Source organism: Pseudidiomarina tainanensis (assembly GCF_004214835.1).
GTDB lineage: Bacteria > Pseudomonadota > Gammaproteobacteria > Enterobacterales > Alteromonadaceae > Pseudidiomarina > Pseudidiomarina tainanensis.
In genome coordinates this window covers 1-21,978 of sequence record NZ_PIQJ01000001.1, presented here as the reverse complement: position 1 = coordinate 21,978, position 21,978 = coordinate 1, and the positions used below count along the sequence as shown (strand labels likewise).

Sequence of the window (21,978 nt, the reverse complement as noted above, 5' to 3'; positions counted from 1 at the left end):
ATGAAAATTTTAATGGTTCTTACCTCACACGAGCAGCTCGGTGACAGTGGCCACAAAACAGGCTTTTGGGCGGAGGAATTTGCTGCGCCCTACTATGCCTTTAAAGATGCTGGCGCTGAAGTCGTGTTAGCCAGCCCAAAAGGCGGGCAACCCCCCATTGATCCGAACAGTGAACAAAGTGATGCTCAAACTAACGCAACGGTACGTTTGTTTGAAGATGAAGCGGCGATGGACCAACTTGCCAATACGCTCAAATTGAGCGAAGTAACCGCCGATAAATTCGACGCTATTTTCTATCCGGGTGGTCATGGTCCGTTGTGGGACTTAAGCCAAGATCCTCTATCCATCGGTCTCATTCAACAGTTCTGGGAGCAAGAAAAGCCAGTCGCAGCGGTTTGTCATGCACCAGCGGTATTGATAAATGCGAAAACCCCAGCGGGTGAACCAATAGTGAAAGGCCGCAAAGTGAGCGGCTTCACCAATAGTGAAGAGGCAGCCGTTGGTTTAACCGAAGTGGTGCCGTTCCTACTGGAAGATAAGCTCAAAGAGCTCGGCGGTTTGTATGAGAAGGTGGACGACTGGAAGCCTTATGCAGTCGTTGATGGGAATCTCATCACCGGCCAGAATCCGGCAAGCTCGGAAACGGTTGCTGAAGCCTTGCTGAAAAAACTAAAGCGTTAAATTAAGCCCAATAAAAAAGCCACCGCGAGGTGGCTTTTTTATTGCAAGGTGTTGATTAAATAACTAATTTATTCAGTCATTTCTTGTAAGCGTGCGCGTAACTCTTCATCTTGCTGCACACGCTGCACAATCGCGTTGTATTCCTGCGGAGAAAGACCTGAATCGTTCACAGCAGCAACCATTTCTTCTTGTGCTTTACGCTGAATTTCTTGTGCTTGTTCAGCATCTTCAGCGCTTTGGAATTGCTCTGAATATTTGTTGCTGATTTTCTGCACGTTGCTCATGGCAACCACGAAACTCTCAAGCATGCCCTCTGTGATCTCAACATTTTGTTGCTGTTGCATCATTTGCTCTTGAGCTTGACCTTGTTGCTGAGCAACGGCAGTTGCATTGACAACAGATGCACTAGCAAAAAGAGCGGTTAGGATTAAAGCGGTCATTGTTTTACGCATAGATTTATCTCCTATTTTGAGTTCACTAGGAGTGTTGCAATGACCATGCCAACTTTCTTTCATCTATTAACTTATTGAAAAATAAAGATATAGAACTCATCTTCGAATTTACACACTTAAATGTGTATAATAATGTCACATGTGTCGAGCGAGGTTTGTGTGACAAAAAGATACAGAGCGTGGTTTTTACAAGGCGATAGTGTTCAACGAACGCTCACCTTTTATGTGATGCTGCCGCTTCTTGCACTATCAGGCATTGCCATCGGGATTGGTCTGGAACGAGCGGCCGAATTTCAAGATCAGCGCTTGCGTGATGATCTTGAATTGGTCGGGCGCGCCATTCATGTACCCGTCAGTGACGCCTTAATTCGGGGCGATATCAGTGCGGTGCAAGCAGGCCTCGATTCGGTATTTGAAATTGGTCGCGTTTATGGTGCCTCGGTGTATGACACCGAGGGCAACATTGTTGCATCGGCTGGCGTCACTGAGCGCGACCTCTCAGAAAGTTTGTTGGCCGAGCAAGTTATTCTAACGGGCGAAACACAAGACAGTTACCGCGAAGTAGCTGGGCGAGATGTGTTTTCGCAGTTTGTTCCAATTAACGACAGAGGCGATCGAATTATCGGGTTTATGCAACTCAATCGACGTGCCCAAGATTTTGATAACGCCTTTACCCAACTCGCTCGCATTGCTTGGGGAACATGGTTAGTGTTAGCTGCTGCAACCGTCGCCATTTTAGTATTTGGTCATTATCGAGGCGTGAACCGTTACGTGACACAAAAACTGGAGCAACAGCGTCGCGAACAAGAAAAGATGGTGGCGATAGGTCAAGTATCGAGTGGTGTAGCGCATGAATTAGGTGCGCCACTGACAGTTATCGATGGCCGTGCCAAACAATTAATGACACGTCATTCCGATGAAGACTCGCAACGTCAATTGAATGCGATTCGTGGCCAAGTTCAGCGTCTTACCAAAATGGTGAAACAGCTTCTAGCGTTCAGTCGCACACCCGTATCGGAGAAACAACGCCAATCATTACGCGGCATTATTGAGCAAGCGTGCCAAAGTATCTCCTATGAACAAAGTCTGCAGGGGCCAGAGTTAACGGTAACCTTGCCAGCGGAAGAAGTGCTGGTTGAAGCCGATAATCAGCGTTTAGAGTTAGCGCTGGTTAATATTTTGCGTAACGCACTGCAGGCCGCCAAAAGTCGTGTCGATGTCTGTGTTGTGACGGAGACTAATACGGTGACAGTCAACGTTCGTGATGACGGCGAGGGGCTACCTGAGCACGTCACACAAGAAGAATTATTAAAACCATTCACAACAACCAAGCAAATTGGTGAAGGTACTGGGCTTGGTTTAGCTCTGGTGAGTTACATAGTGGCCGATCACCAAGGTCAGTTGAGGCTCGCTAATGCTAGTTCAACGAATGCGAAGCACCGTGGTTGTATTGCATCACTGTTATTACCTCGCGCGAAGGGACGTTTATAATGCGTAACATCGATATTCATATTACCGTTGTTGAAGATGACCCAGGGTTACGTGACTTGTTACAAGAGGAGCTTGAAAGTGCGGGCTATCAGGTCTCCGTATTTGCCCAAGCTGAAGCTTATTTAGATAGTGATGCTGCGCAATCGAGCCATCTGATTGTCAGTGATATTCGTTTGCCGGGAATGAGCGGGCTTGATTTGCTGGCGTATCTGCAACGGCAAGCCAGTGCGCCACCGTTAATTTTGATTACGGCGTTTGGTACGGTCGATCAAGCGGTCGATGCACTGAAACAAGGTGCCGATGACTTTTTAACGAAGCCTCTCGATCTTGAGCACCTGCTGGTTAGCGTTGAGCGTGTACTAACGTTTCATCAGTTACGCTCTGAAGTAGAACATTATCGCCAATCGAAACAGCAATCTAACCAAGGACCAGCTGGAATTATTGGTAGTAGCCGCGTGATGCGTACTTTGTATGATGAGATTGAACGCATCGCACCAGTTGAGGGTGCGGTGCTGATACTCGGTGAAAGCGGCACAGGTAAAGAGTTGGTTGCACAAGCACTGCACCAGCAAAGCCAGAGAGCTAATGGCCCGTTTTTAGCAGTGAATTGCGCAGGTATTCCAGCTGAACTTCTTGAGAGTGAGTTTTTTGGTCATGCGGCAGGTGCCTTTACCGGGGCGCAAAAAGCCCGCGCTGGTCTTCTTAAAGAAGCGCATGGTGGCACGTTATTACTGGATGAAATTGGCGAAATGCCGCTGGCACTGCAAGCCAAATTATTACGTGTGCTGCAAGAGGGGAAAATGCGCCCTGTTGGTAGCGACCATGAGGTCGAAGTTGACGTTCGTATTCTTGCGGCAACCCACCAGAATCTCGAACAGAAAGTAGCGGATAAAGGCTTTCGTGAAGATCTGTTTTATCGCCTTGAGACCTTTAGCGTGAAAGTGCCACCACTGCGACATCGTGGCGATGATATTGCCTTGTTGGCTGAACATTTTATTCAAACCGTGAATCAGCAACAAAACAAACAGGTAAAAGGTTTATCGAGCGAGGCACAAGAACTATTCTACGCCTATAGCTTTCTCGGAAACGTACGGGAATTGCAAAACGCAATTGAGCGGGCGGTGACATTTTGTGATGGTGACTGGATAAAGCCCGAGCACCTTCCCGCGCGAATGCAAACATCAGTAACCGATGGCGTTACCGAGGCCGCTTCGACACAACAGTGGCCTTCGCTGGATGATTTACAAGCTGACTATGTTCGAAAGGTTTTGGCGCACACCAAGGGCAACAAGCAACAAGCGGCGCGAATTCTCGGAATCACCCGCCGCACATTGTATCGTTGGCTTACCAACGACGATTAAACTGCACACCAAGTTGTAACTCGCGACCGACGCCGGGCTCAAATGCTCGGCCGCTGCCTTGATTGACGACCACGGAACCCACGTACGCTTCATCGGTCAGGTTGTGCAGGTTTAGCCAAGGGCTCACTTGCCAGTCATCCAGCAGATATGAACCACGCCAGTTTAGATGCCACAGGGTATGACTTGGGGCTATCACATCATTGGCATCCGTGGCGACGACGTCACCGCGATATTCAGTGATTAAGCTGAGGCGCTGTTGCGGACGGTAATTCCAGTCGAGCTGACTGTAAATCTGCTGTTCAGCGACGCCAGGCAAACGTGCGCCATTGGCATACTCAGCACTTAATAACGTTGCCGCACCGCGCCACTGCCATTGGTCAGACACTGACCAATTCACCTCTAGCTCAACCCCATCACGCTGCGTCAAGCCAGCATTGGTATAGGTAGTGCGGCCATCGATACTTTGGTCGACGACAATTTCATCGGTGGTGTCAATCACAAACGCAGTCAATTGCGCTTGCACGGTTGGCACTTGCCATTTCACGCCAATTTCCCACTGTTGGTTGTACGCAGCACCGAGGTTGGTATTTAGGCCGGTTTCTGTGTTGCTGTAGGCCATTTCGGTGAGCGTGGCTGTTTCAAAGCCATTTCCGCGAGCGGCAAACACCGACCATGTATCGGTTAACGCATAATTGGCACCCAGGCTCCAGCTCCAAGCATGTTGGCGTTGCTCGCCGCTATCGTCAGGATTTTCCGGCACGATAAAGTAATCATCGACCGCGAATTCAACTTGGCTATAGCGAAGCCCGCCGAGAAGCGTTAATTGTTCACTTGGCTGCCAATTCCACAGTGTATAGGCGGCTTGCTGGGTCACTTCACCGAGTTCGTTGCGGCGTAAGTCACCGCGTTCACCAAAGTTATTGGTGTAACCAAAACGACGATCATCTTGTTCAGCATGATGAACACCAAAGGTTGTCGTGAGTGGCGTCGTCAGTGACCAATCGTAATCATAGCTGGCATCAATACCAATAAAGCTGCGGCGCAAGTCAATCACAGCCCCAGAGCCACGAATATCTGTGCCAGGGAACGGCAAGTACTGCTCAATCTCGCGCCAGCCCTTCCATGTACTCACATGCCAGCCATCGGTGCTACGCAGTGACACAGATGCTTGCTGATGGTGAATATTTTTGCGGGTGTTAAAACGAGTTGCACCGGCGAAGGTTTGGGTTGGGTCAGCCTGCCAATCTTCTGGTGTCAGCGAACCAGGATCTTGTAAGAAAGGCGCATAGTTATCATCTAAGCGCACAATCATTTCAATCGAATCGGTTAAATCGTGATACCAGCGCAATGCGAGTTGATCACGCTCTGCACGGTTATGGTCACGCGGGCCATCGGTACGTAAACGAGTGCCGGTTAATCGTACCGCATTGCCATCGGTTACCCACTCGCCTTGCACAAGCTGGCGCTCGGTTGAGTTGGCACCAAACATGGCATCGAAACGCAACCCAGAACTATCAGGGCGCTCACTAAACCATTGAATCATACCGCCAGCATTATTGCCGTAAATGGTTGCCAGTGGCCCACGAATGACCTGCACGTAGCGCGGTTCATCTAACAGAATACTCGACGTTTGCGCTTGTCCATCCGGCATGGTCAGCGGTATACCATCAAGTTGCAAGATAACGCCGCGCACACCAAAGGCTGAACGTGCACCAAAACCACGCAATGTAATCCGTGTATCTTGCGCATAATTCGCCCGTGAGTCGGCTTGCACACCGGCTAAACCTTTGAGTAGTTCAGCAGCATCAATGCGCAGGCCAGCAGGCTGATCGTCAACGTCACGGTTGCTCACCGAAGCAGGTGTTTCAAGCGCTGTTCGCGGACGACTTTGGTTCACCACAATGACTTCATCAACAGCAACGCTGGCCGAAGCCAGCGTTGATAAAACCAGTAAGTGACTACTTACAAACATAGTTATTCCGCAGGTTTAATTTGAATGAGTTGACCAGCACGGTCGTCGGTAATCAGATAAATATAGCCATCTGGGCCTTGCTCAATATCACGAATGCGTTGTTTCACCGCATCTTCAAATAAAGTTTCTTCGTGCATGACTCGATCACCTTCAAGATCAAGGCGCGCAACTTGCGAACCCTTCAATGCAGCGACCAGCAAATCGCCTTGCCATGCAGGGAATTTATCGCCGGTGTAGAAAATCATGTTCGAAGTGGCAATCGAAGGAACCCAGTAGTAATGCGGCTGTACAGTGCCCTCCACATGGGTTTTATCGCTGATGATGCTGCCATCGTAATCGACACCATAGGTGGCAATTGGCCAACCGTGGTTTTTCCCCGCATCCGGAATATTGATTTCATCGCCACCTTTCGGGCCGTGCTCAACCGTCCATAATTTCCCAGTCGTTGGGTGAATAGCGGCACCTTGCACGTTACGGTGACCGTATGACCAAATTTCAGGCAATGCGTTTTCTTGACCAACAAACGGATTATCGGTAGGAACACTGCCATCGGGTTTAATCCGAACCACTTTGCCATGATGATTATCCAAGGTTTGGGCATCATCCATGGCTGAATAACGATCACCAAGCGTGATAAATAAATGACCATCCGGTGCAAAGACTAAACGCGAACCAAAGTGAGCACCGCTTTTGTATTTCGGAGCGCCACGGAAGATGACTTTGCCATCGGTTAAGCCAGTGCTCGATAGCTTCGCCCGCATCACGGCAGTGCTGTTGCCCTCACCGCCAGCGGGGTCGGCTTCAGAATAGCTAATATACACAAATTGGTTGTCAGCAAAGTTCGGGTCAACGGCAACGTCGAGTAGGCCACCCTGACTCTTATCGACGACTGCAGGCACGCCGTTGAGTGGATCACTGATTGCGCCATCTCGAGTCACACGACGAAGTGTGCCTGACTTTTCAGTAATCAGGAGGTCACCTGATGGCAAAAAGGCCATACCCCATGGTTTGTTCAATTTGTCCGTCATGGTGTTCACAGAAACCTTGTGACGCTCAGTCGAGACTGTATCAGCAACAGCACTCGTTGTTGTCATTGTTAACGCCGCTGTGACACTCACGGCCAGTAGATTGCGTAACATAAGGTGCTCCTTTTATTGATCATTTACGTATCTTTACTAGTGTAAATATAGATTAAATTGAATTTTGGATTGCTTTTTTTTCGTTACACTTCAGTTATTACAGGAAATTAACATGCCTAACCAAGGAGGCAGTAATGGTAAATTTCAAGCGTAACACACTCAAAGCAGCGGTTCTGATTTTAACAACTTTGCACCTCAGTGCCTGCGGCACAATCTTGTATCCTGAGCGTAAAGGACAGGTGAGTGGCAAAATCGATCCAGGTGTCGCGGCTCTTAACGGTATTGGATTATTATTCTTTTTGGTTCCTGGTGTAATCGCATTTGCCGTCGACTTCTCAAATGGCACGATATATTTACCAGGTACTGCAGCCACCGGTGATGATTCTGATGTGCGCGTTGTGCACACAGGTAAGAATTTGACTCCAGATCAATTACAAGCGCTCATCTCAGCAGAAGTTGGTGAGCCCGTTGATCTCACCCAAGCGGAAGTTCGTGCGGAAAAGGCACCAAACCAAGCAAGCATTGGTCCGCGTTTAAGCGAATTACGCACTGCCCCTTAATTTTTTCACACCCTGATAAAGAAACAGAGCCGCTATTTCAGTAGCGGCTCTGGCAATAACTGCGCAATACATTCTGCGAGTTTACGAAATGTTGTACGCCGATTCGTGGTCGGCCGGTAAATCAAGCCGATTTCCCGCGATGCCTGCTGTCCACTCGGCTGTAATGCCACCAAGTCAGTCCCGTTCAAAATGCCACGGTCAATCGCCATTTGCGGAATAAAGGTGGCGCCAAGTCCAGCGTCCGCCATTTGAACTAGACTGTGTAAACTTGTCGCAGTAAACGGATTAATTTTACTGGAATCGGCTAATTCGCATGCGGCAACGGCATGACCAGTTAAACAGTGTTCTTTTTCCAGCAAGAAAATCGAATTATCAGGTAACTGATTATACTGCACCGGCTCAGCAAGTTTTTCTGCGAGCGTGTTGTGCATCACTAATTTGAACGGGTCACGACCAAGTACGTAACTTTGGTTGCCTTGCAGGTCAACAGGTAGCGCCAACACTAAGACATCCAGTTCACCGTTACGCAATAAATGCAGTAAGTTCACCGTGGTGTCTTCGCGAACACTCAGTTGTAGCTTGGGGTGATCCACCTTGAGCTTTTTCGTCAAATCACCCAATAAAAAAGGTGCAATGGTTGGAATACAGCCGAGACGTAACGGGCCTTCCATAATTTTGCCTTGGCTTTGTGCAAAATACAGCAACTCTTCCGTTGAAGTCAGAATTTGACGCGCCTGCTCCACCACTTCTTCACCCATCCCGGTGAATAAAAAGGATTTATGGTCGCGCTCAATGAGTTGACAACCCAACTGCTCTTCAAGGTTTTGAATACCACTACTTAAAGTTGATTGACTAACATTGCATGCTTGCGCAGCGCGGTTGAAATTCTGATGCTGGTGCAGCGCCAGCAAATAGCTCAGATTTTTCAAACTGGGAAGTTTGCTCATCTCGTGCCCCACTGTTGTTGTGATAGTTATTGTAACGAATGCGATTTTCGTTCAATTAGTATTTTCGATTATGTTAATCCGTTTTATTCGTTTTAACAAATTTAATCGACCCCCTATTATTGTCTCCGAGCTGAGGCGATAGGCCTCAACAACTTTAATTTTAGCAACTTAGTCTATCCAACAAGGAGACAAACGATATGTTAACAGTAGGCGATAAATTACCAGAATTTGAAGTAGTCGGCGTTAAACCTGGTTTCAACATGCCAGAAGAAAACGGCGAAAGCGCATTTGAAACAATCAACAATGCGAGCTTCGAAGGCAAATGGAAGATCATCTTCTTCTATCCAAAAGATTTCACTTTCGTATGCCCAACTGAAATTGTTGAGTTCGCAAAATTGAACGAAGAATTCGCTGACCGCGATGCAATCGTTTTAGGCGGTAGCACTGATAACGAATTCGTGAAATTGGCATGGCGCCGTGAACACCCAGATCTGAAGAGCTTGAACCAGTGGTCATTCGCTGACAACGGTGTGAAATCTTTAGTTGATGGTTTAGGTGTTCGTGACCAAGTCGAGAACGTCGCGTTACGTGCAACTTTCGTAGTTGATCCGCATGGCGTAATCCAACACGTATCGGTGAACAACCTGAACGTAGGCCGTAACCCTGCAGAAGTACTGCGTATTCTTGACGGCTTGCAAACTGACGAATTGTGTCCATGTAACCGTGCAGTAGGCGGCGACACCCTGTAAGCAGACATCACATCCCCCACACACTAGTGATGTCTTCAGGTGCCGCGTAAGCGGCACCTTTTTAAGCGGAGGAATTTATGAGCATTGCAGATTACAAACAAGGTTTGGGCGACCACGGTAAAGATACCAAACTCAACTTGTCGAATATTTTCGGCAATGTCGATACTTCGGGTATGACCGCGACCCAATTTTACGGCACCGCATTGTCACTGGCCTATTCAATTGGCGATAACGAGCTGATTGATGCCGTGAAAGCAGAAGCTGAAGGCAAGGTTGAAGCGAACGTTGATGGCGCAGCTAAATTAGCAGCGACCCTCATGGCTATGAACAACGTGTACTATCGCTTCTTGCATTTATGCACAGACAAGCAGTTCAGCAAATTACCTGCTGGCTTGCGTATGAACGGAATGGCTAACCCAGGCGTTGATAAAGCTGACTTCGAACTCTACTCGCTCGCAGTATCAGCATTAAACGGCTGTGGTATGTGCATCGACTCACACGTTGGTGTATTGCTGAAACACGACATTTCAGCTCAAGTGATTCAAAACTCGATTAAAATGGCAGCGGTATTGAATGCTGCAGCAACTGCAAAACGCATTGCTTAATTTTAATCGCCTGATGTCACTTACTTGTCACACTAGCGTTTTATAGTGTGCGCAACTTCCCTGAGATCTGGTTGTTCTCCTTCCGCCCGGCTTCCGCCGGGCTTTTTTTTGCCCAAAAACCAAAAGCGATATTAGCTATTAGATATTCGATATTAGCGGGCGAGATCGTGTGTGTTGTCTATACTGATATCCAATATCCAATATCCAATAGCTAATATCGTACTTGAGGTTTTATGGTTATTAATGGAGAGCGACTCAAAGCAAATTTACTCGAACTCGCAAAAATCGGCTACAACGAACAAGACCGAGGCATGTACCGCATTGGCTTTACCGATGCCGATATGGAAGGGCGGCGTTGGTTGCAAGATAAAGCCAAGCAAGCAGGCTTAGAAACCTACATGGATGGTGCCGGCAATATATTTTTTGGCCGCGGCAAGCGCGATAAACCCGTTATATTAATGGGCTCTCACATTGATACGGTTCCCGCTGGTGGTATTTTTGATGGTGCATTGGGTGTCATGGCAGCGTTGGAAGTGATCGAAACCATCAATGAACAACAACCGGGTCTCGAAACGCCGATTTGGGGTGTTGCCACCGCCGAAGAGGAAGGCCGCTTTGGCGGTATGCTTGGAGCACAAGCTATTTCTGGTTGCTTAAACCCAGAATGGCTACTCTCAGCGCATGACGCCGATAATGTGTATTTGAAAGATGCGATGGCCGCACAAGGGCTCGATGCCATGCAGGCACTTGATGCTGCATGGCGCCCTGAACAATTAAAAGGCTTTGTTGAGTTACATATTGAGCAAGGGCCAGTGCTCTTTCAACGTGACCTGCAAATCGGCGTGGTTGAAGGTATCTCTGGCGTATTCAAATGGATTGTGCACCTTAAAGGGAAAGCCGATCATGCCGGCACGGCACCCATGGATATGCGTAGTGATGCATTTATGGGGCTTGCCGATTTCGCTCATGAAATCGAGCGGATCATTGCCGAAAATGGTACCGATAAAACCCGTATTACCGTTGGTAAAGTTGAGCTGAAGCCAGGGCATCCACATACGGTACCTGGCGAAGCAATTTTCACTATCGTTGGCCGTGACATGGACGAAGACATTATGAAAGAGCTTGCCAATGCCTGTCGCAAAACCTTATCCGCAATCGCTCGGCGACATCGCTTGATGTTCGAATACGAGCAAGTCAGTTGGCTCTCGCCGAAACCTTGTTCTGAACCACTCACAAATCTGATTGAGCAGCAGGTGAAGCAACGTGGCTATAGTTATACTCGAATGCCAAGTGGCGCGGGTCACGACACGCAATTTTTGAGCGAAATTACGCATGCGGGGCTTATTTTTATTCCATCAATCAATGGTGTGAGTCATGCGCCTGACGAGTGGTCGCATTGGCATGATGTTGAAGCTGGCACAAACGTGTTATTAGACACGATCTTAGCCATGTCCGAGGTTGATCTTGATCAATAAAACATACAGTTAGAATGCTAAAAAAAGCCTCAATAGAACTACTAAAAATGTGTATAATCGGGCTTATTTTCTAGTCTAAAACAGAAGCGGTATGGCTATGGAACAAAAAATCGAAGTGCAGGCGGCCGACAAGGTAAAAATCCATCGTCCTGATCCGGATAAACGCAGTAACGATTATTCGCCGCGTAACCGTATTTATGTACGCGATGTAAAAGGTACGTTGGAATGGTTTCGTCGTAGTTTTGGCTTCATTTTATTGTTTGTTTTTGCGCTACTACCGTGGCTGCAATGGAATGGCGAACAAGCCATTTTGCTCGACATTGCTGAACAGCGTTTCCGCATTTTTGGCCTCACCATGTGGCCACAAGATTTCACTATTCTCGCTTGGATTTTCATTGTTTCTGCCTTTGCTTTATTTTTCGTGACCACGTTGTACGGTCGCGTGTGGTGTGGCTTCATGTGTCCGCAAACCACATGGACGTTCATTTTCATGTGGTTTGAGAAGAAGTTTGAGGGCTCACGTAACCAGCGTATGTCGCTGGATAAACGGCCGTGGGACTTTGATAAATTCTGGCGTAAAACAGCTAAACATACATCATGGGTTATTGTGTCGTTACTGACCGCGATGATTTTTGTCGGTTATTTCATGGATGTACGTGAGCTATTCACGCAATTTTGGACGCTAGATGCCGGCTTCTGGGCAACCTTTTCAGTAATCTTTTTCGCTTTCTGCACCTATGGTAACGCCGGCTGGATGCGTGAAATCATGTGTACCCACATGTGTCCTTATGCGCGCTTCCAATCAGCGATGTTCGATAAAGATACCGTCACGGTTTCTTATGATCCGAATCGAGGTGAGCCACGCGGCGGACGTTCACGCAAAAAAGATCCGAAAGAGCTCGGCTTAGGCGACTGTATTGATTGCTATATGTGCGTACAGGTATGCCCAACCGGCATTGATATTCGCAACGGTCTGCAATACGAATGTATCAACTGCGGTGCTTGTGTGGATGCCTGTAACGATGTGATGGACAAAATGAATTACCCACGCGGCCTGATTCGTTTCACCACCGAGCGTAACCTGCAAGGCGGACGTACGCATAAGCTTCGCTTTAAAGCGGTTGGTTACTTTGTCGTGATGGTGGTAATGACGGCGCTCTTAATTTGGGATATTTCGACGCGCGTACCGTTGCAAGTTGATGTCTTGCGCGACCGTAATCAGCTGTACAGTATTAATATGGATGGCTGGATACAAAACGTATTCACCTTGAAGATTTTGAATAAATCGCAACAAGCGCAAACCTATACCATTACCTCGCAAGGATTTGCGCGTAGCAAGTTAATTGGCGATGCCACTATTACGGTTGGTGCAGGCGAAGTGGCAACCTTGCCTATCACCCTAGCTGTCCACCCTGATGATGTGACTGAACGTGTGCAAGATGTTACTTTTATCGTCACTAATGAAGCCGGTGATGTGAGTGAGCAGCATGTCAGTCGATTCCTCTATGAGTGATCAGCACGACGATTTTAGTTTTCATCATTTAACCCCCGAGCGTATCGCCGATGCGCTCGCGGCGGTTGGTGTTGACCCGCAATCCGGTTTATTAGCGCTCAATAGCTACGAAAATCGTGTTTATCAGTTCATGGCAGATGATAATCGCCGTTATGTCGCGAAGTTTTATCGGCCGGCACGTTGGACCGATGCGCAGATATTAGAAGAGCATCAATTCACCCAAGAATTATTGGATGAAGAGGTTCCTGCGGTAGCCCCCTTGATACTTGCTGGCGCAACGTTGCACCATTATGAAGGCTATCGCTTTGCGGTATTTCCAAGTGTTGGTGGGCGCGCCGTTGAGCCTGGCGATCTCGACCAGCTCGAGCGAATCGGTCGACAAATTGGGCGTTTACATGCGGTGGCGAAACAACGTCAGTTCACCACGCGCCCCAATGTTTCCTATCAAGAATACGTAACCGATGCCCTAGCAACGTTAAGCACCTCGTCATTATTGCCGAATAATCTGCATGACGCCTTTTTTGCGATTGCCGAGCCGTTAGCAAACCACCTCAAACAATTTGATTTGAACGCCTTTACGCAACAACGTTTGCATGGCGACTGTCATTTGGGCAATATGTTGTTGCGTGATGAGCAGCTCATGTTCGTGGATTTCGACGATGCACGCACCGGCCCGGCCATTCAAGATTTATGGATGATGCTAGCGGGCGATGATAGAGCCGAGCGAACATTGCAGTTGGATGTGTTGCTGGAGGGCTACCAAGAGTTCTGCGATTTCGATAATAAAGAAACGCAATTAATTGAACCCTTGCGCAGTTTTCGAATCATACACTACATGGCGTGGTTGGCCCGCCGTTGGGGTGATAGTGCATTTCAACGTGCATTCCCATGGTTTGCCGAGCAGCGGTATTGGGAACAGCAGGTGCTGACACTGAAAGAACAATTTGCAGCGTTGCAAGAACCCCCGATTCAATTGCAACCGCAGTATTAATCTTATTCGTAACAAACAAACTGTAGGACCTTTTAACCATGAAGAAGTTGTTGTTAGTTGTTGTTGCTTTAATGATGTTGCCATTGAGTGCGCAAGAATTTAAAGAAGACGTTCACTATGAGGTGATTGCTGAGCAAGGTACAGCGAAGCCTGAGATTAAAGAATTCTTCTCGTTTTACTGCATTCACTGTTATCGTTTTGAGCCGATTGCAGCAGCGATGAAAGAAGCTTATCCACAAGCTTTTGAGAAGTCGCACATTGTTTCTCATCCAACGCTTGAGCTCATGGCGCGTGGTTTTGCTGCCGCTAAATTATTTAAGAAAGAAGAGGAGATTAGCAAAGCGTTTTATGAGCGTATTCACGCACAAAAACAGCAAATCACCACAGAAGAACAGCTACAAGCTATTTTCCACGTGAATGGTGTTAGCAAAGACAAATTTGAAAAAGCAATGAAGCACCCATTGGTTGAAAAGCAAGTGAACGATATGGACCGCGATATGCGCGCCTATAACGTCAATGCAACGCCAACATTTATCATCAATGGTAAATATCGCCTGAAAACCGAAGGCTTCCGTGACAGCCAAGATTTTATGGCTGATTTCGTTAAAGCGGCAGGTTACTTACTCGAGAAATAACGCGAGAAGTCATCGTTGTGTGGCTGTGCTTAGTTGAAAAAGTCCGCTCGTACGCGGTTAATAATTTCATCTTTGCGCAGCCAACGCTGATTCATCCAATCTTGAAAGTGTGTTTTGAACGCTTCATCCGCAAAATAATCACCAATTAAATCTTCAGTGACCGGCAACGTCTCGACATTCACGTACACATCGCGTAATTGACCGCTCAATAGTTGCCACACCGCTGGCTTCTTATCGTCAGGGTACACAATCGTGATATCTAAAATAGCATCAAACTGATTGCCCATTATCTGCAATGCGAACGCTGTGCCGCCGGCTTTGGGCGGTAATAAGTGTTGGAATGAACTTTGGCGTTTCGCATGTTTTTCCGGCGTAAAGCGTGTGCCTTCGCAAAAGTTAATGACTGTGGTTGGAATGTGACGAAATTTCTGACACTTCTTGCGCGTGGTTTCAATATCCTTGCCTTGTAACTTCGGATTCTTGGCAATTTGTTCGCGTGAGTAGCGCTTCATAAACGGCATATCTAAAGTCCAGCAACCAAGACCAACAATCGGAATCCAAATTAATTGTTGCTTGAGGAAAAACCGAGGCATGGGCATGTTGCGACAAGCTAAGTGCATGAGTACCAGAATATCGACCCAGCTACGGTGGTTCGCCATGATCATATACCAACGATCACGATGGAGTTCACTGTCACCGTCAATATGCCAGCGCATGGGTTGGGTCAGCCGAAATAATGCAGACATCGCATAACCCCAGAGACGAAACACTGCATTAGCCCAAGTTGATAACAGGCGCTGTACTGCCGGAATCGGCAATAGTAGTTTGGGTAGCCCGACAACAATCACCATGGCGCCAATCACCGCAGTGGAAACCAGAGCAAAAGTAAAATTAATTAATAATCGAAACGGAATTAGCAACGTTGTCAGCATGTTTACGCCAGATTGTACTTATGGTGATAGTTATCCGCCTATGATACGCATTTGCGAAATACTTGCCAGCATCTAAAAAAGCCTCTACAGTATACTGTATATTTATACAGTAATTGTTTTGCCGAGGTGAGCGATGGCGTATCCCGCACAAGTTGAAGCATTAGTGCAAAAAGGCTGGCTATGGCAAGGCCAAGAAGTACCCGCAAATAAAGCAGAACAACAGTTCTTAAGCAGTGGTTGGGCTGAGCTTGATACACGTTTAGGTGGCGGTTGGTTGCGAGGTAGTGTGAATGAGCTACAGGTACGACAGCCGTTTATTGGTGAGTTGGCGCTACTGTTGCCAGTACTGAGCCAAGCGACAACAACAGCGCTTTGGGTGAATCCGCCGGTACAGCCTTACGCTCCGGGACTTTGTTATCAAAAGCTAACGTTATCGCGGCACGTCGTTGTTCATGAAGCCGATGACAAACTAGCATTGTGGACGGCGGAGCAAGCGTTACACAGCGATGCGGTAAACATTGTCTTGATGTGGCATGCCGGGCTTAGTGCAACAGCGGTCCGGCGCTTGCAGCAAGCAGCAGAAACTAAGCAAAAATTAGCTTTTGTGATAACACCATGGCAACAGCAAGAAGAAGCCCGAGCCTATGTGACCCGCTTACAGCTTGAGCGTAGCGACAGTTTGGCGGTGCGCATACTCAAGCGTCGCTTTGGTTGGCCGTTACCGCCTTTCCCTTGTGGGGTGGATGCCCGCTTACCGAGGCGACGCCGTGCTTTATGAATGCCTGGTTGTATCTACACTTTCCGCACTTGTTGCTCGATTATCAGTTGGCATTACAACCACCTGAATTGAGTACGATGCCACAAGCATTGACTCAGAGTCACGCTGCTCGGCGCACTGTGGTGCAAGCCAATAATGCCGCCCTGCAGCAAGGTGTTCAGGTTGATATGGCAGAAGTGTTGGCCAGTACATTAGTGCCACAACTAAAACTGCATGACTACGATGCAACCAAAGAAAGCGCCATGCTCACGCAACTCGCTCAGGTGCTCTATCAAGACATGGCGCAAATCGTATTACAGCCGCCGCAAGGGTTATTATTTGAGGTGCAAAGCTTGCTGCGCTTGCACCAAGGCTTTGCCGGCGTGGTTAAGCGCATGCAAGCGCGTCTGCAACAGTGGCCGTTGCGTTATATTTTAAGTAGTGGTTATAGCCCATTGTCAGCGAAGTTGCTGGCGGCTTCGGGGCATAGCGTACTGAGTACTGAACCGGCAGATGTTAAAGCTGCGATTGCTGAGCTCCCCATTGAATATAGCGGCTTACCAGAGCCTCAAATTGAAAAGCTCCGTAACGTAGGGCTGTTAACGCTCGGTGCTGTACTGCAACTGCCGGCGGCAGAGTTAGGCGCGCGCTTCGGTCGCGCAATCACAACCTATGTAGCCGAACTAAATGGTGATTTTTCAGCACCTCAAAGCTTTTATCACCCGCCTCATCGGTTTGATGAGCAGGTGGAGTTAAATGCCGAGGTGCACAGTTGGCCGCAGTTATTGTTTCCATTAAAGCGGTTATTGCAACAGGTTGAAAGCTTCTTAGAAATTCATCAATGGAGTACGCGAGCGTTATTGATTCGAGCTCATCACCGCACTGGGCCTGCAACGCAAGTGCCCATTCAATTTGCCCATGCCGTCTGGCAACAGCGTGATTTATTGAGTTTAAGCCAGTTACATTTAGAGCGACAAAAATTAAAACAACCGGTATTGGCTTTAAGTGTGCGGGTGCAAAGACCGGAGTCACGACAAGCAAAAGAACAGGCCATGTTTTCAGCACCGCAGGCTCAAACAGATTCATTAAATGCTTTAGTGAGCCGTTTGCAGGCGCGTTTAGGCGAATCAAAAGTGCAAAGCTTGCACGTGCATGATGATTGGCGTCCCGAATATCAGGGCACGCTGAAGCCGTGGCAAAGCGACTCAACCAGTGGCGGATTATTACTACCGCGCCCTGCTTGGTTATTGCCGCAAGCAGAACCGACAGAAAGGCAGCAATGGCAACTGCAATGGGGCCCCGAGCGAATTGTTAGCGGTTGGTGGAATGCTGATACCATTGCCCGCGATTACTACATTGCACTGGACCAATGGCAGCGACAAGGCTGGATTTATCAATGTGACAAAGGGTGGTTTCTGCATGGCTGGTTCAGTTAAGCGCCCTGCCGCTCTACATTGCTTAACCAATTTCAGTTTTTTGCGTGGTGGCTCGCATCCACACGAGCTGGTTCAGCGTGCTGTCAGTTGTGGTTATCAAGCCTTAGCAATTACTGATGAATGCTCAGTTGCTGGTGTTGTACGTGCCTACGTAGCTGCTCGCGAGCAGCCGTTGCGCTTAATTATCGGTAGTGAGTTTCAACTCGAAAATGTTGGCACGCTCATTGTGTTAGTGCGCAATCGGCAAGGCTACGCGCAGCTGTGCCAGTTAATCACCACCGCTCGAAATCGTAGTAAAAAAGGCAGTTACCAAGTCTTTCTTGATGATTTTATGGGCACATTAAACGACTGCCTGTTGTTATGGCGCCCGCAGTTCAAGGTGCCTTCAGCCAATGTTGAGCGTGAGACAATAGCGGTCACCGCGCAACAATTGAAACAGCAGTTTGGTGGTGCACTGTGGTTGGCTTATGGCCGACATTATGAAGCCGATGATGCCCAACGTTATAGCGATTATAAGCAACTCAGCGTCGCACACGACATTCCTGTCGCTGCGGTGTGTGAGGTGTGTTATCACGAACCGCAACGGCAATTATTACATGATGTTTTGGTGGCGATTCGCCGTCGTCAGCCATTAGAAACGCAAGTGGGTCAGTTAAAGCCGAATCAAGATTACTGCCTACGAACCCCTGAGCAATTACAGCAGTGTTACCCGTCAGCCTGGTTAGCGCAAAGTGTCGTGATTGCGAAGCAATGCTGCTTTTGTTTAAGCGAATTACGCTATGAATACCCAGCTGAGTTAGTGCCTGCAGGTAAAACCGCAAGTGAACATTTACGAGAGCTAACGTACCTCGGTGCCCAACAACGCTTTCCACATGGTTTGCGTGCAGATGTTAAAGAGAAGCTCGAAAAAGAACTCAAGCTGATTGCGCAGTTACGCTACGAGTATTTCTTTCTAACGATTCATGACTTGGTTCAATTTGCCCAGCAGCGTGGCATTTTGTATCAAGGCCGCGGTTCTGCAGCAAACTCGGTGGTTTGTTATTGTCTGCAAATTACCGCAGTCAATCCCGATCAAATCGACGTCTTATTCGAGCGCTTTATTTCGGCTGAACGTGATGAGCCCCCCGATATTGATGTCGACTTTGAGCACGAGCGTCGTGAAGAAGTCATCCAATATATTTATCAAAAATATGGGCGCCACCGTGCAGCATTAGCTGCTACGGTGATTCGCTATCGGTTACGTAGCGCCTTGCGCGATGTTGGTAAGGCTTTAGGCTTTCATGAGCAAGAGCTGCGTCATTATCTACGTCAAATCGACCGTCGCGATCAGCAGAGTGATTGGCAACAGCAGCTATTAGAAAAAATTCCAGGGCTTGGGCAAACCCACCGAGGCCGCTGTTTGTTTGCTTTGACCGACGCTATATTAGGTTTTCCCCGTCACTTATCGCAACATGTCGGTGGTTTCGTTATTGCCTCGACACAACTCTCCGATTTGGTACCGGTAGAGAATGCCAGCATGCCAGAGCGTACGGTAATCCAATGGGATAAAGATGATTTAGAAACATTACGTTTAATTAAAGTGGATGTGCTGGCGCTTGGGATGCTAACGGCCTTGCGCAAAATGCTACGGTTAATTCAGCAACACCATCAACGGGAGCTTGGGCTCGCGGATATCCCCCAAGAAGATGCCAAGGTGTATCAAATGCTACAACGTGCCGATTCCATTGGTGTATTCCAAATTGAGTCTCGGGCACAAATGAATATGCTCCCCCGACTTCGCCCGCAGACGTTTTATGATTTAGTGGTTCAAATTGCCATAGTTCGGCCAGGCCCCATTCAAGGTGACATGGTGCACCCTTATTTACGTCGCCGCGCTGGGTTAGAGCCTATTACGTTTCCGAGTGAGGCGGTTAAAGAAGTACTTGAGCGCACCTTAGGGGTACCGATTTTCCAAGAACAGGTGATTAAGTTGGCCATGGTTGCGGCTGGCTTTAGTGGTGGTGAAGCCGATCAATTACGTCGCGCCATGGCGAACTGGAAAAGCTCAGGTGAATTACGCCAGTTTGAAAGTAAATTAATAAAAGGTATGCGAGCGCGGGGTTACAGTGAAGAATTTGCGCAGAGAATTTTCCAACAAATATGTGGTTTCGGCGAATACGGCTTTCCTGAGTCGCATTCGGCGAGTTTTGCCAATTTAGCGTATGCGTCGGCATGGCTGAAATGTTATTACCCTGCAGCATTTTATTGTGCGCTATTGAATAGTCTGCCCATGGGTTTTTATTCAGCAAACCAATTAATTCAAGATGCGCGGCGACACCACATAACCATACTGCCCGCAGACATACAGCACAGTAACTGGGACCATCAGCTTGAAGCGGGTGGTCGGGGGATGCAGTTACGTTTGGGCTTAAGGTTAATCAAAGGGTTGTCACAATCACACATGCAAGCCCTGCTAGAACAACGCCCTGCGCAAGGCTTTCAATCATTACAACAACTTCGCGATTATGGCCTGAGTGGCGCCGACCTGCATAAGCTCGCGAGTGCTGATGTACTTGGTGCGCTGGCTGGACATCGTTACCAAAGTCAGTGGCAAAGTTTGGCACTGCAGGCCGAACAACTCCCTTTATTTGCTGAGCTTACGGCTGTGCCAACCACACAACTCGCTGCGCCCGCAGAATTTCAAGACATCGCAGTTGATTATCGCACTACCGGTGTGTCGATTCGGCGTCATCCATTGGCACTGTTACGAGAGCAACAGCAACTGAAAGGTTATAAGCTAGCAAGTGAGTTGGCTCATTGTCGCCACAAGCAACATGTACGTGTTGCCGGTTTAGTCACTTGTCGACAGCGGCCAGGCACGGCATCAGGGGTAACCTTTGTAACGTTAGAGGATGAATCGGGTCTCATTAATATTGTTATCTGGCAAAAAACGGCGCGCGCGTTCCGCCAAGCTTACCTCACCGCCCAACTTTTAAAGATAAAGGGTATTGTCGAGATTCACGGTGAGGTGATTCATGTTATTGCAGGGCAGTTAGAAGATGGCACCGAACAATTAGCCCAACTGGGAGTGTCGGCTAATCGTTCGCGTGATTTTCATTAACGGTTTCTTATATTGGCGTCACGTGCAGTAAATAATCGTCTTTTAAGATCACGTAATTTGCTGCGGACTGTGGCAGAAACTTTAATTCTTGTTCGGTGAGTGGGCGTGCTTCTTTTACAGGGCTACCAACATATAAGTGGCCACTACGTAAAGTTTTACCTGGTGGTACTAAACTACCTGCACCAATAATGACATCATCTTCAACAATGGCGCCATCCATAATCACTGCCGACATACCAATCAATACACGGTTGCCAATCTCGCAGCCATGCAGCATCACATGATGACCGACAGTAACATCATCGCCAATAATTAATGGATGTCCGTCTGGATTACTCTCGCTTGTGCGACTAACATGCAACACACAGTTATCTTGCACATTGGTGCGTGCGCCAATACGAATCCGATTCACATCGCCCCGGGCCGACACTAATGGCCACACACTACTATGTTCACCAATGTGAACATCACCCACAATCACGGCACTACTATCAATATAAACATGTTCGTCCAGTTGCGGTTCAATACCGCGATAACTCCGAATATCGCCACTCATGCTCTATTACCTCTAAAACTAAGCCAAAATGTTATATTTTTGATCTGTCTAAATCATACCTTAAAGACTAGCAGAAACCGTCATTGCTGGCGAATCAAGCAAATCACGTTGGTTTTTGAAGCGCTTCGCTCACAAAATCAGCAGTTGGCAAAAAAACACATAAAAATGTCAAAAAGGCGCTTGACGCGGCGAGTTAAATCTCTAAAATGCGCCCCACGCTTGAGGCAGACAACGAAGTCGCCAAAAGCAGATGTTTTGAGTCAGAAAAAATTTCGCCGAAAGGCTTGACACAAAACACCGAGGCTGTAGAATACGCCGCCTTGCTTGCTGAGACGCAAGCCGCATCTTCAGAGAAGATTGCGAACGTTCTTTAACAATATACCAAGCCAAGCAAACTGTGTGGGCACTTACCGGATTCAGGCAGAGACGCATCTTCGGATGCAAAAAAGGTCTTTAGATAGACCACCTGACTGATTGGAAAAGTGCTTAACAAATTAGATTTATTAAGTCATTGATTCAATGGGTCGATTAAACACTTTAAACTGAAGAGTTTGATCATGGCTCAGATTGAACGCTGGCGGCAGGCCTAACACATGCAAGTCGAGCGGTAACAGAGAGTAGCTTGC

Annotated in this window: 19 protein-coding genes and 1 rRNA gene; 14 read left to right on the top strand and 6 right to left on the bottom strand. The window is 47.9% G+C overall.

The window, feature by feature from the left end:
* A complete protein-coding gene (locus CWI82_RS00100) occupies positions 1 to 681 on the top strand; it encodes a type 1 glutamine amidotransferase domain-containing protein (protein WP_130202244.1) in 681 nt (226 codons plus the stop codon).
* Positions 682 to 749: 68 nt separating this feature from the next.
* On the opposite strand, the gene CWI82_RS00095 is transcribed toward CWI82_RS00100, so the two are convergent.
* Entirely contained in the window at positions 750 to 1,133 is a 384-nt protein-coding gene (locus CWI82_RS00095; protein ID WP_130202243.1) for a DUF4168 domain-containing protein, read from the bottom strand.
* Between the two features lie 159 nt (positions 1,134 to 1,292).
* On the opposite strand from CWI82_RS00095, the gene CWI82_RS00090 reads away from it, so the two are divergent.
* Together CWI82_RS00090 and CWI82_RS00085 are read left to right on the top strand one after the other, a co-directional pair.
* The gene (locus CWI82_RS00090) at positions 1,293 to 2,624 is read left to right on the top strand and encodes a sensor histidine kinase (RefSeq protein WP_233340161.1); all 1,332 of its coding nucleotides are present in this window, start codon (positions 1,293 to 1,295) and stop codon (positions 2,622 to 2,624) included.
* Positions 2,624 to 3,985: a sigma-54-dependent transcriptional regulator gene (locus tag CWI82_RS00085; protein ID WP_130202242.1), complete on the top strand. Its 1,362-nt coding sequence runs from the start codon at positions 2,624 to 2,626 to the stop codon at positions 3,983 to 3,985. Before CWI82_RS00090 ends, CWI82_RS00085 begins: the two co-directional genes overlap by 1 nt.
* Here CWI82_RS00085 and CWI82_RS00080 read toward each other — a convergent pair.
* Together CWI82_RS00080 and CWI82_RS00075 are read right to left on the bottom strand one after the other, a co-directional pair.
* Positions 3,969 to 5,957, bottom strand: a complete 1,989-nt coding sequence (locus tag CWI82_RS00080) for a TonB-dependent receptor family protein (protein ID WP_130202241.1) — start codon at positions 5,955 to 5,957, stop codon at positions 3,969 to 3,971. The genes CWI82_RS00085 and CWI82_RS00080 overlap by 17 nt on opposite strands.
* A gap of 2 nt (positions 5,958 to 5,959) precedes the next feature.
* A complete protein-coding gene (locus CWI82_RS00075) occupies positions 5,960 to 7,096 on the bottom strand; it encodes a PQQ-dependent sugar dehydrogenase (protein ID WP_130202240.1) in 1,137 nt (378 codons plus the stop codon).
* Between the two features lie 134 nt (positions 7,097 to 7,230).
* Between CWI82_RS00075 and CWI82_RS11445 the strand changes: the two genes are divergently transcribed.
* Complete coding sequence (locus CWI82_RS11445) at positions 7,231 to 7,656, top strand: hypothetical protein (RefSeq protein ID WP_177203834.1); 426 nt, start codon at positions 7,231 to 7,233, stop codon at positions 7,654 to 7,656.
* 32 nt (positions 7,657 to 7,688) lie between these two features.
* Here the strand turns inward: CWI82_RS11445 and CWI82_RS00065 are convergent, their stop codons facing one another.
* Positions 7,689 to 8,603, bottom strand: coding sequence for a hydrogen peroxide-inducible genes activator (locus CWI82_RS00065; RefSeq protein ID WP_092858209.1), 915 nt, complete (start codon positions 8,601 to 8,603; stop codon positions 7,689 to 7,691).
* Positions 8,604 to 8,800: 197 nt separating this feature from the next.
* Between CWI82_RS00065 and CWI82_RS00060 the strand changes: the two genes are divergently transcribed.
* The 6 genes from CWI82_RS00060 to CWI82_RS00035 all read left to right on the top strand — a co-directional run bounded on the left by CWI82_RS00060 (position 8,801) and on the right by CWI82_RS00035 (position 14,571).
* A complete protein-coding gene (locus CWI82_RS00060) occupies positions 8,801 to 9,352 on the top strand; it encodes a peroxiredoxin (RefSeq protein ID WP_092858211.1) in 552 nt (183 codons plus the stop codon).
* 77 nt (positions 9,353 to 9,429) lie between these two features.
* Positions 9,430 to 9,957, top strand: a complete 528-nt coding sequence (locus tag CWI82_RS00055) for a carboxymuconolactone decarboxylase family protein (RefSeq protein ID WP_130202239.1) — start codon at positions 9,430 to 9,432, stop codon at positions 9,955 to 9,957.
* A gap of 233 nt (positions 9,958 to 10,190) precedes the next feature.
* Entirely contained in the window at positions 10,191 to 11,432 is a 1,242-nt protein-coding gene (locus tag CWI82_RS00050; RefSeq protein ID WP_130202238.1) for a Zn-dependent hydrolase, read from the top strand.
* Positions 11,433 to 11,529: 97 nt separating this feature from the next.
* Positions 11,530 to 12,945, top strand: a complete 1,416-nt coding sequence (gene ccoG / locus CWI82_RS00045; protein ID WP_130202237.1) for a cytochrome c oxidase accessory protein CcoG — start codon at positions 11,530 to 11,532, stop codon at positions 12,943 to 12,945.
* Positions 12,938 to 13,936 (top strand): serine/threonine protein kinase, encoded by a 999-nt coding sequence (locus tag CWI82_RS00040; protein WP_130202236.1) that lies wholly within the window; start codon positions 12,938 to 12,940, stop codon positions 13,934 to 13,936. The genes ccoG and CWI82_RS00040 overlap by 8 nt, the downstream gene beginning before the upstream one ends.
* Positions 13,937 to 13,974: 38 nt before the next feature.
* A complete protein-coding gene (locus CWI82_RS00035; RefSeq protein WP_092858217.1) occupies positions 13,975 to 14,571 on the top strand; it encodes a thiol:disulfide interchange protein DsbA/DsbL in 597 nt (198 codons plus the stop codon).
* A gap of 29 nt (positions 14,572 to 14,600) precedes the next feature.
* Here the strand turns inward: CWI82_RS00035 and CWI82_RS00030 are convergent, their stop codons facing one another.
* Entirely contained in the window at positions 14,601 to 15,503 is a 903-nt protein-coding gene (locus CWI82_RS00030; protein WP_092858219.1) for an acyltransferase, read from the bottom strand.
* Positions 15,504 to 15,636: 133 nt separating this feature from the next.
* On the opposite strand from CWI82_RS00030, the gene imuA reads away from it, so the two are divergent.
* The 3 genes from imuA to CWI82_RS00015 are packed head-to-tail and all read left to right on the top strand — an operon-like array spanning position 15,637 to position 20,796.
* On the top strand, positions 15,637 to 16,281 hold the full coding sequence (imuA, locus tag CWI82_RS00025; RefSeq protein ID WP_092858221.1) for a translesion DNA synthesis-associated protein ImuA: 645 nt from the start codon (positions 15,637 to 15,639) through the stop codon (positions 16,279 to 16,281).
* Complete coding sequence (locus CWI82_RS00020; protein ID WP_130202235.1) at positions 16,278 to 17,696, top strand: Y-family DNA polymerase; 1,419 nt, start codon at positions 16,278 to 16,280, stop codon at positions 17,694 to 17,696. The genes imuA and CWI82_RS00020 overlap by 4 nt, the downstream gene beginning before the upstream one ends.
* Positions 17,680 to 20,796, top strand: coding sequence for an error-prone DNA polymerase (locus CWI82_RS00015; protein ID WP_130202234.1), 3,117 nt, complete (start codon positions 17,680 to 17,682; stop codon positions 20,794 to 20,796). Before CWI82_RS00020 ends, CWI82_RS00015 begins: the two co-directional genes overlap by 17 nt.
* Positions 20,797 to 20,803: 7 nt before the next feature.
* Here CWI82_RS00015 and CWI82_RS00010 read toward each other — a convergent pair whose 3' ends face one another.
* Positions 20,804 to 21,352, bottom strand: a complete 549-nt coding sequence (locus CWI82_RS00010; protein WP_092858227.1) for a gamma carbonic anhydrase family protein — start codon at positions 21,350 to 21,352, stop codon at positions 20,804 to 20,806.
* 539 nt (positions 21,353 to 21,891) lie between these two features.
* On the opposite strand from CWI82_RS00010, the gene CWI82_RS00005 reads away from it, so the two are divergent.
* Positions 21,892 to 21,978, top strand: a 16S ribosomal RNA gene (locus CWI82_RS00005); the annotation flags it as partial.

Coding starts and splice junctions, on each gene's coding strand:
- CWI82_RS00100 (WP_130202244.1), top strand. CDS start 1: ATGAAAATTTTAATGGTTCTTACCTCACACGAGCAGCTCGGTGACAGT.
- CWI82_RS00095 (WP_130202243.1), bottom strand. CDS start 1,133: ATGCGTAAAACAATGACCGCTTTAATCCTAACCGCTCTTTTTGCTAGT.
- CWI82_RS00085 (WP_130202242.1), top strand. CDS start 2,624: ATGCGTAACATCGATATTCATATTACCGTTGTTGAAGATGACCCAGGG.
- CWI82_RS00080 (WP_130202241.1), bottom strand. CDS start 5,957: ATGTTTGTAAGTAGTCACTTACTGGTTTTATCAACGCTGGCTTCGGCC.
- CWI82_RS00075 (WP_130202240.1), bottom strand. CDS start 7,096: ATGTTACGCAATCTACTGGCCGTGAGTGTCACAGCGGCGTTAACAATG.
- CWI82_RS11445 (WP_177203834.1), top strand. CDS start 7,231: ATGGTAAATTTCAAGCGTAACACACTCAAAGCAGCGGTTCTGATTTTA.
- CWI82_RS00065 (WP_092858209.1), bottom strand. CDS start 8,603: ATGAGCAAACTTCCCAGTTTGAAAAATCTGAGCTATTTGCTGGCGCTG.
- CWI82_RS00060 (WP_092858211.1), top strand. CDS start 8,801: ATGTTAACAGTAGGCGATAAATTACCAGAATTTGAAGTAGTCGGCGTT.
- CWI82_RS00055 (WP_130202239.1), top strand. CDS start 9,430: ATGAGCATTGCAGATTACAAACAAGGTTTGGGCGACCACGGTAAAGAT.
- CWI82_RS00050 (WP_130202238.1), top strand. CDS start 10,191: ATGGTTATTAATGGAGAGCGACTCAAAGCAAATTTACTCGAACTCGCA.
- ccoG (WP_130202237.1), top strand. CDS start 11,530: ATGGAACAAAAAATCGAAGTGCAGGCGGCCGACAAGGTAAAAATCCAT.
- CWI82_RS00040 (WP_130202236.1), top strand. CDS start 12,938: ATGAGTGATCAGCACGACGATTTTAGTTTTCATCATTTAACCCCCGAG.
- CWI82_RS00035 (WP_092858217.1), top strand. CDS start 13,975: ATGAAGAAGTTGTTGTTAGTTGTTGTTGCTTTAATGATGTTGCCATTG.
- CWI82_RS00030 (WP_092858219.1), bottom strand. CDS start 15,503: ATGCTGACAACGTTGCTAATTCCGTTTCGATTATTAATTAATTTTACT.
- imuA (WP_092858221.1), top strand. CDS start 15,637: ATGGCGTATCCCGCACAAGTTGAAGCATTAGTGCAAAAAGGCTGGCTA.
- CWI82_RS00020 (WP_130202235.1), top strand. CDS start 16,278: ATGAATGCCTGGTTGTATCTACACTTTCCGCACTTGTTGCTCGATTAT.
- CWI82_RS00015 (WP_130202234.1), top strand. CDS start 17,680: ATGGCTGGTTCAGTTAAGCGCCCTGCCGCTCTACATTGCTTAACCAAT.
- CWI82_RS00010 (WP_092858227.1), bottom strand. CDS start 21,352: ATGAGTGGCGATATTCGGAGTTATCGCGGTATTGAACCGCAACTGGAC.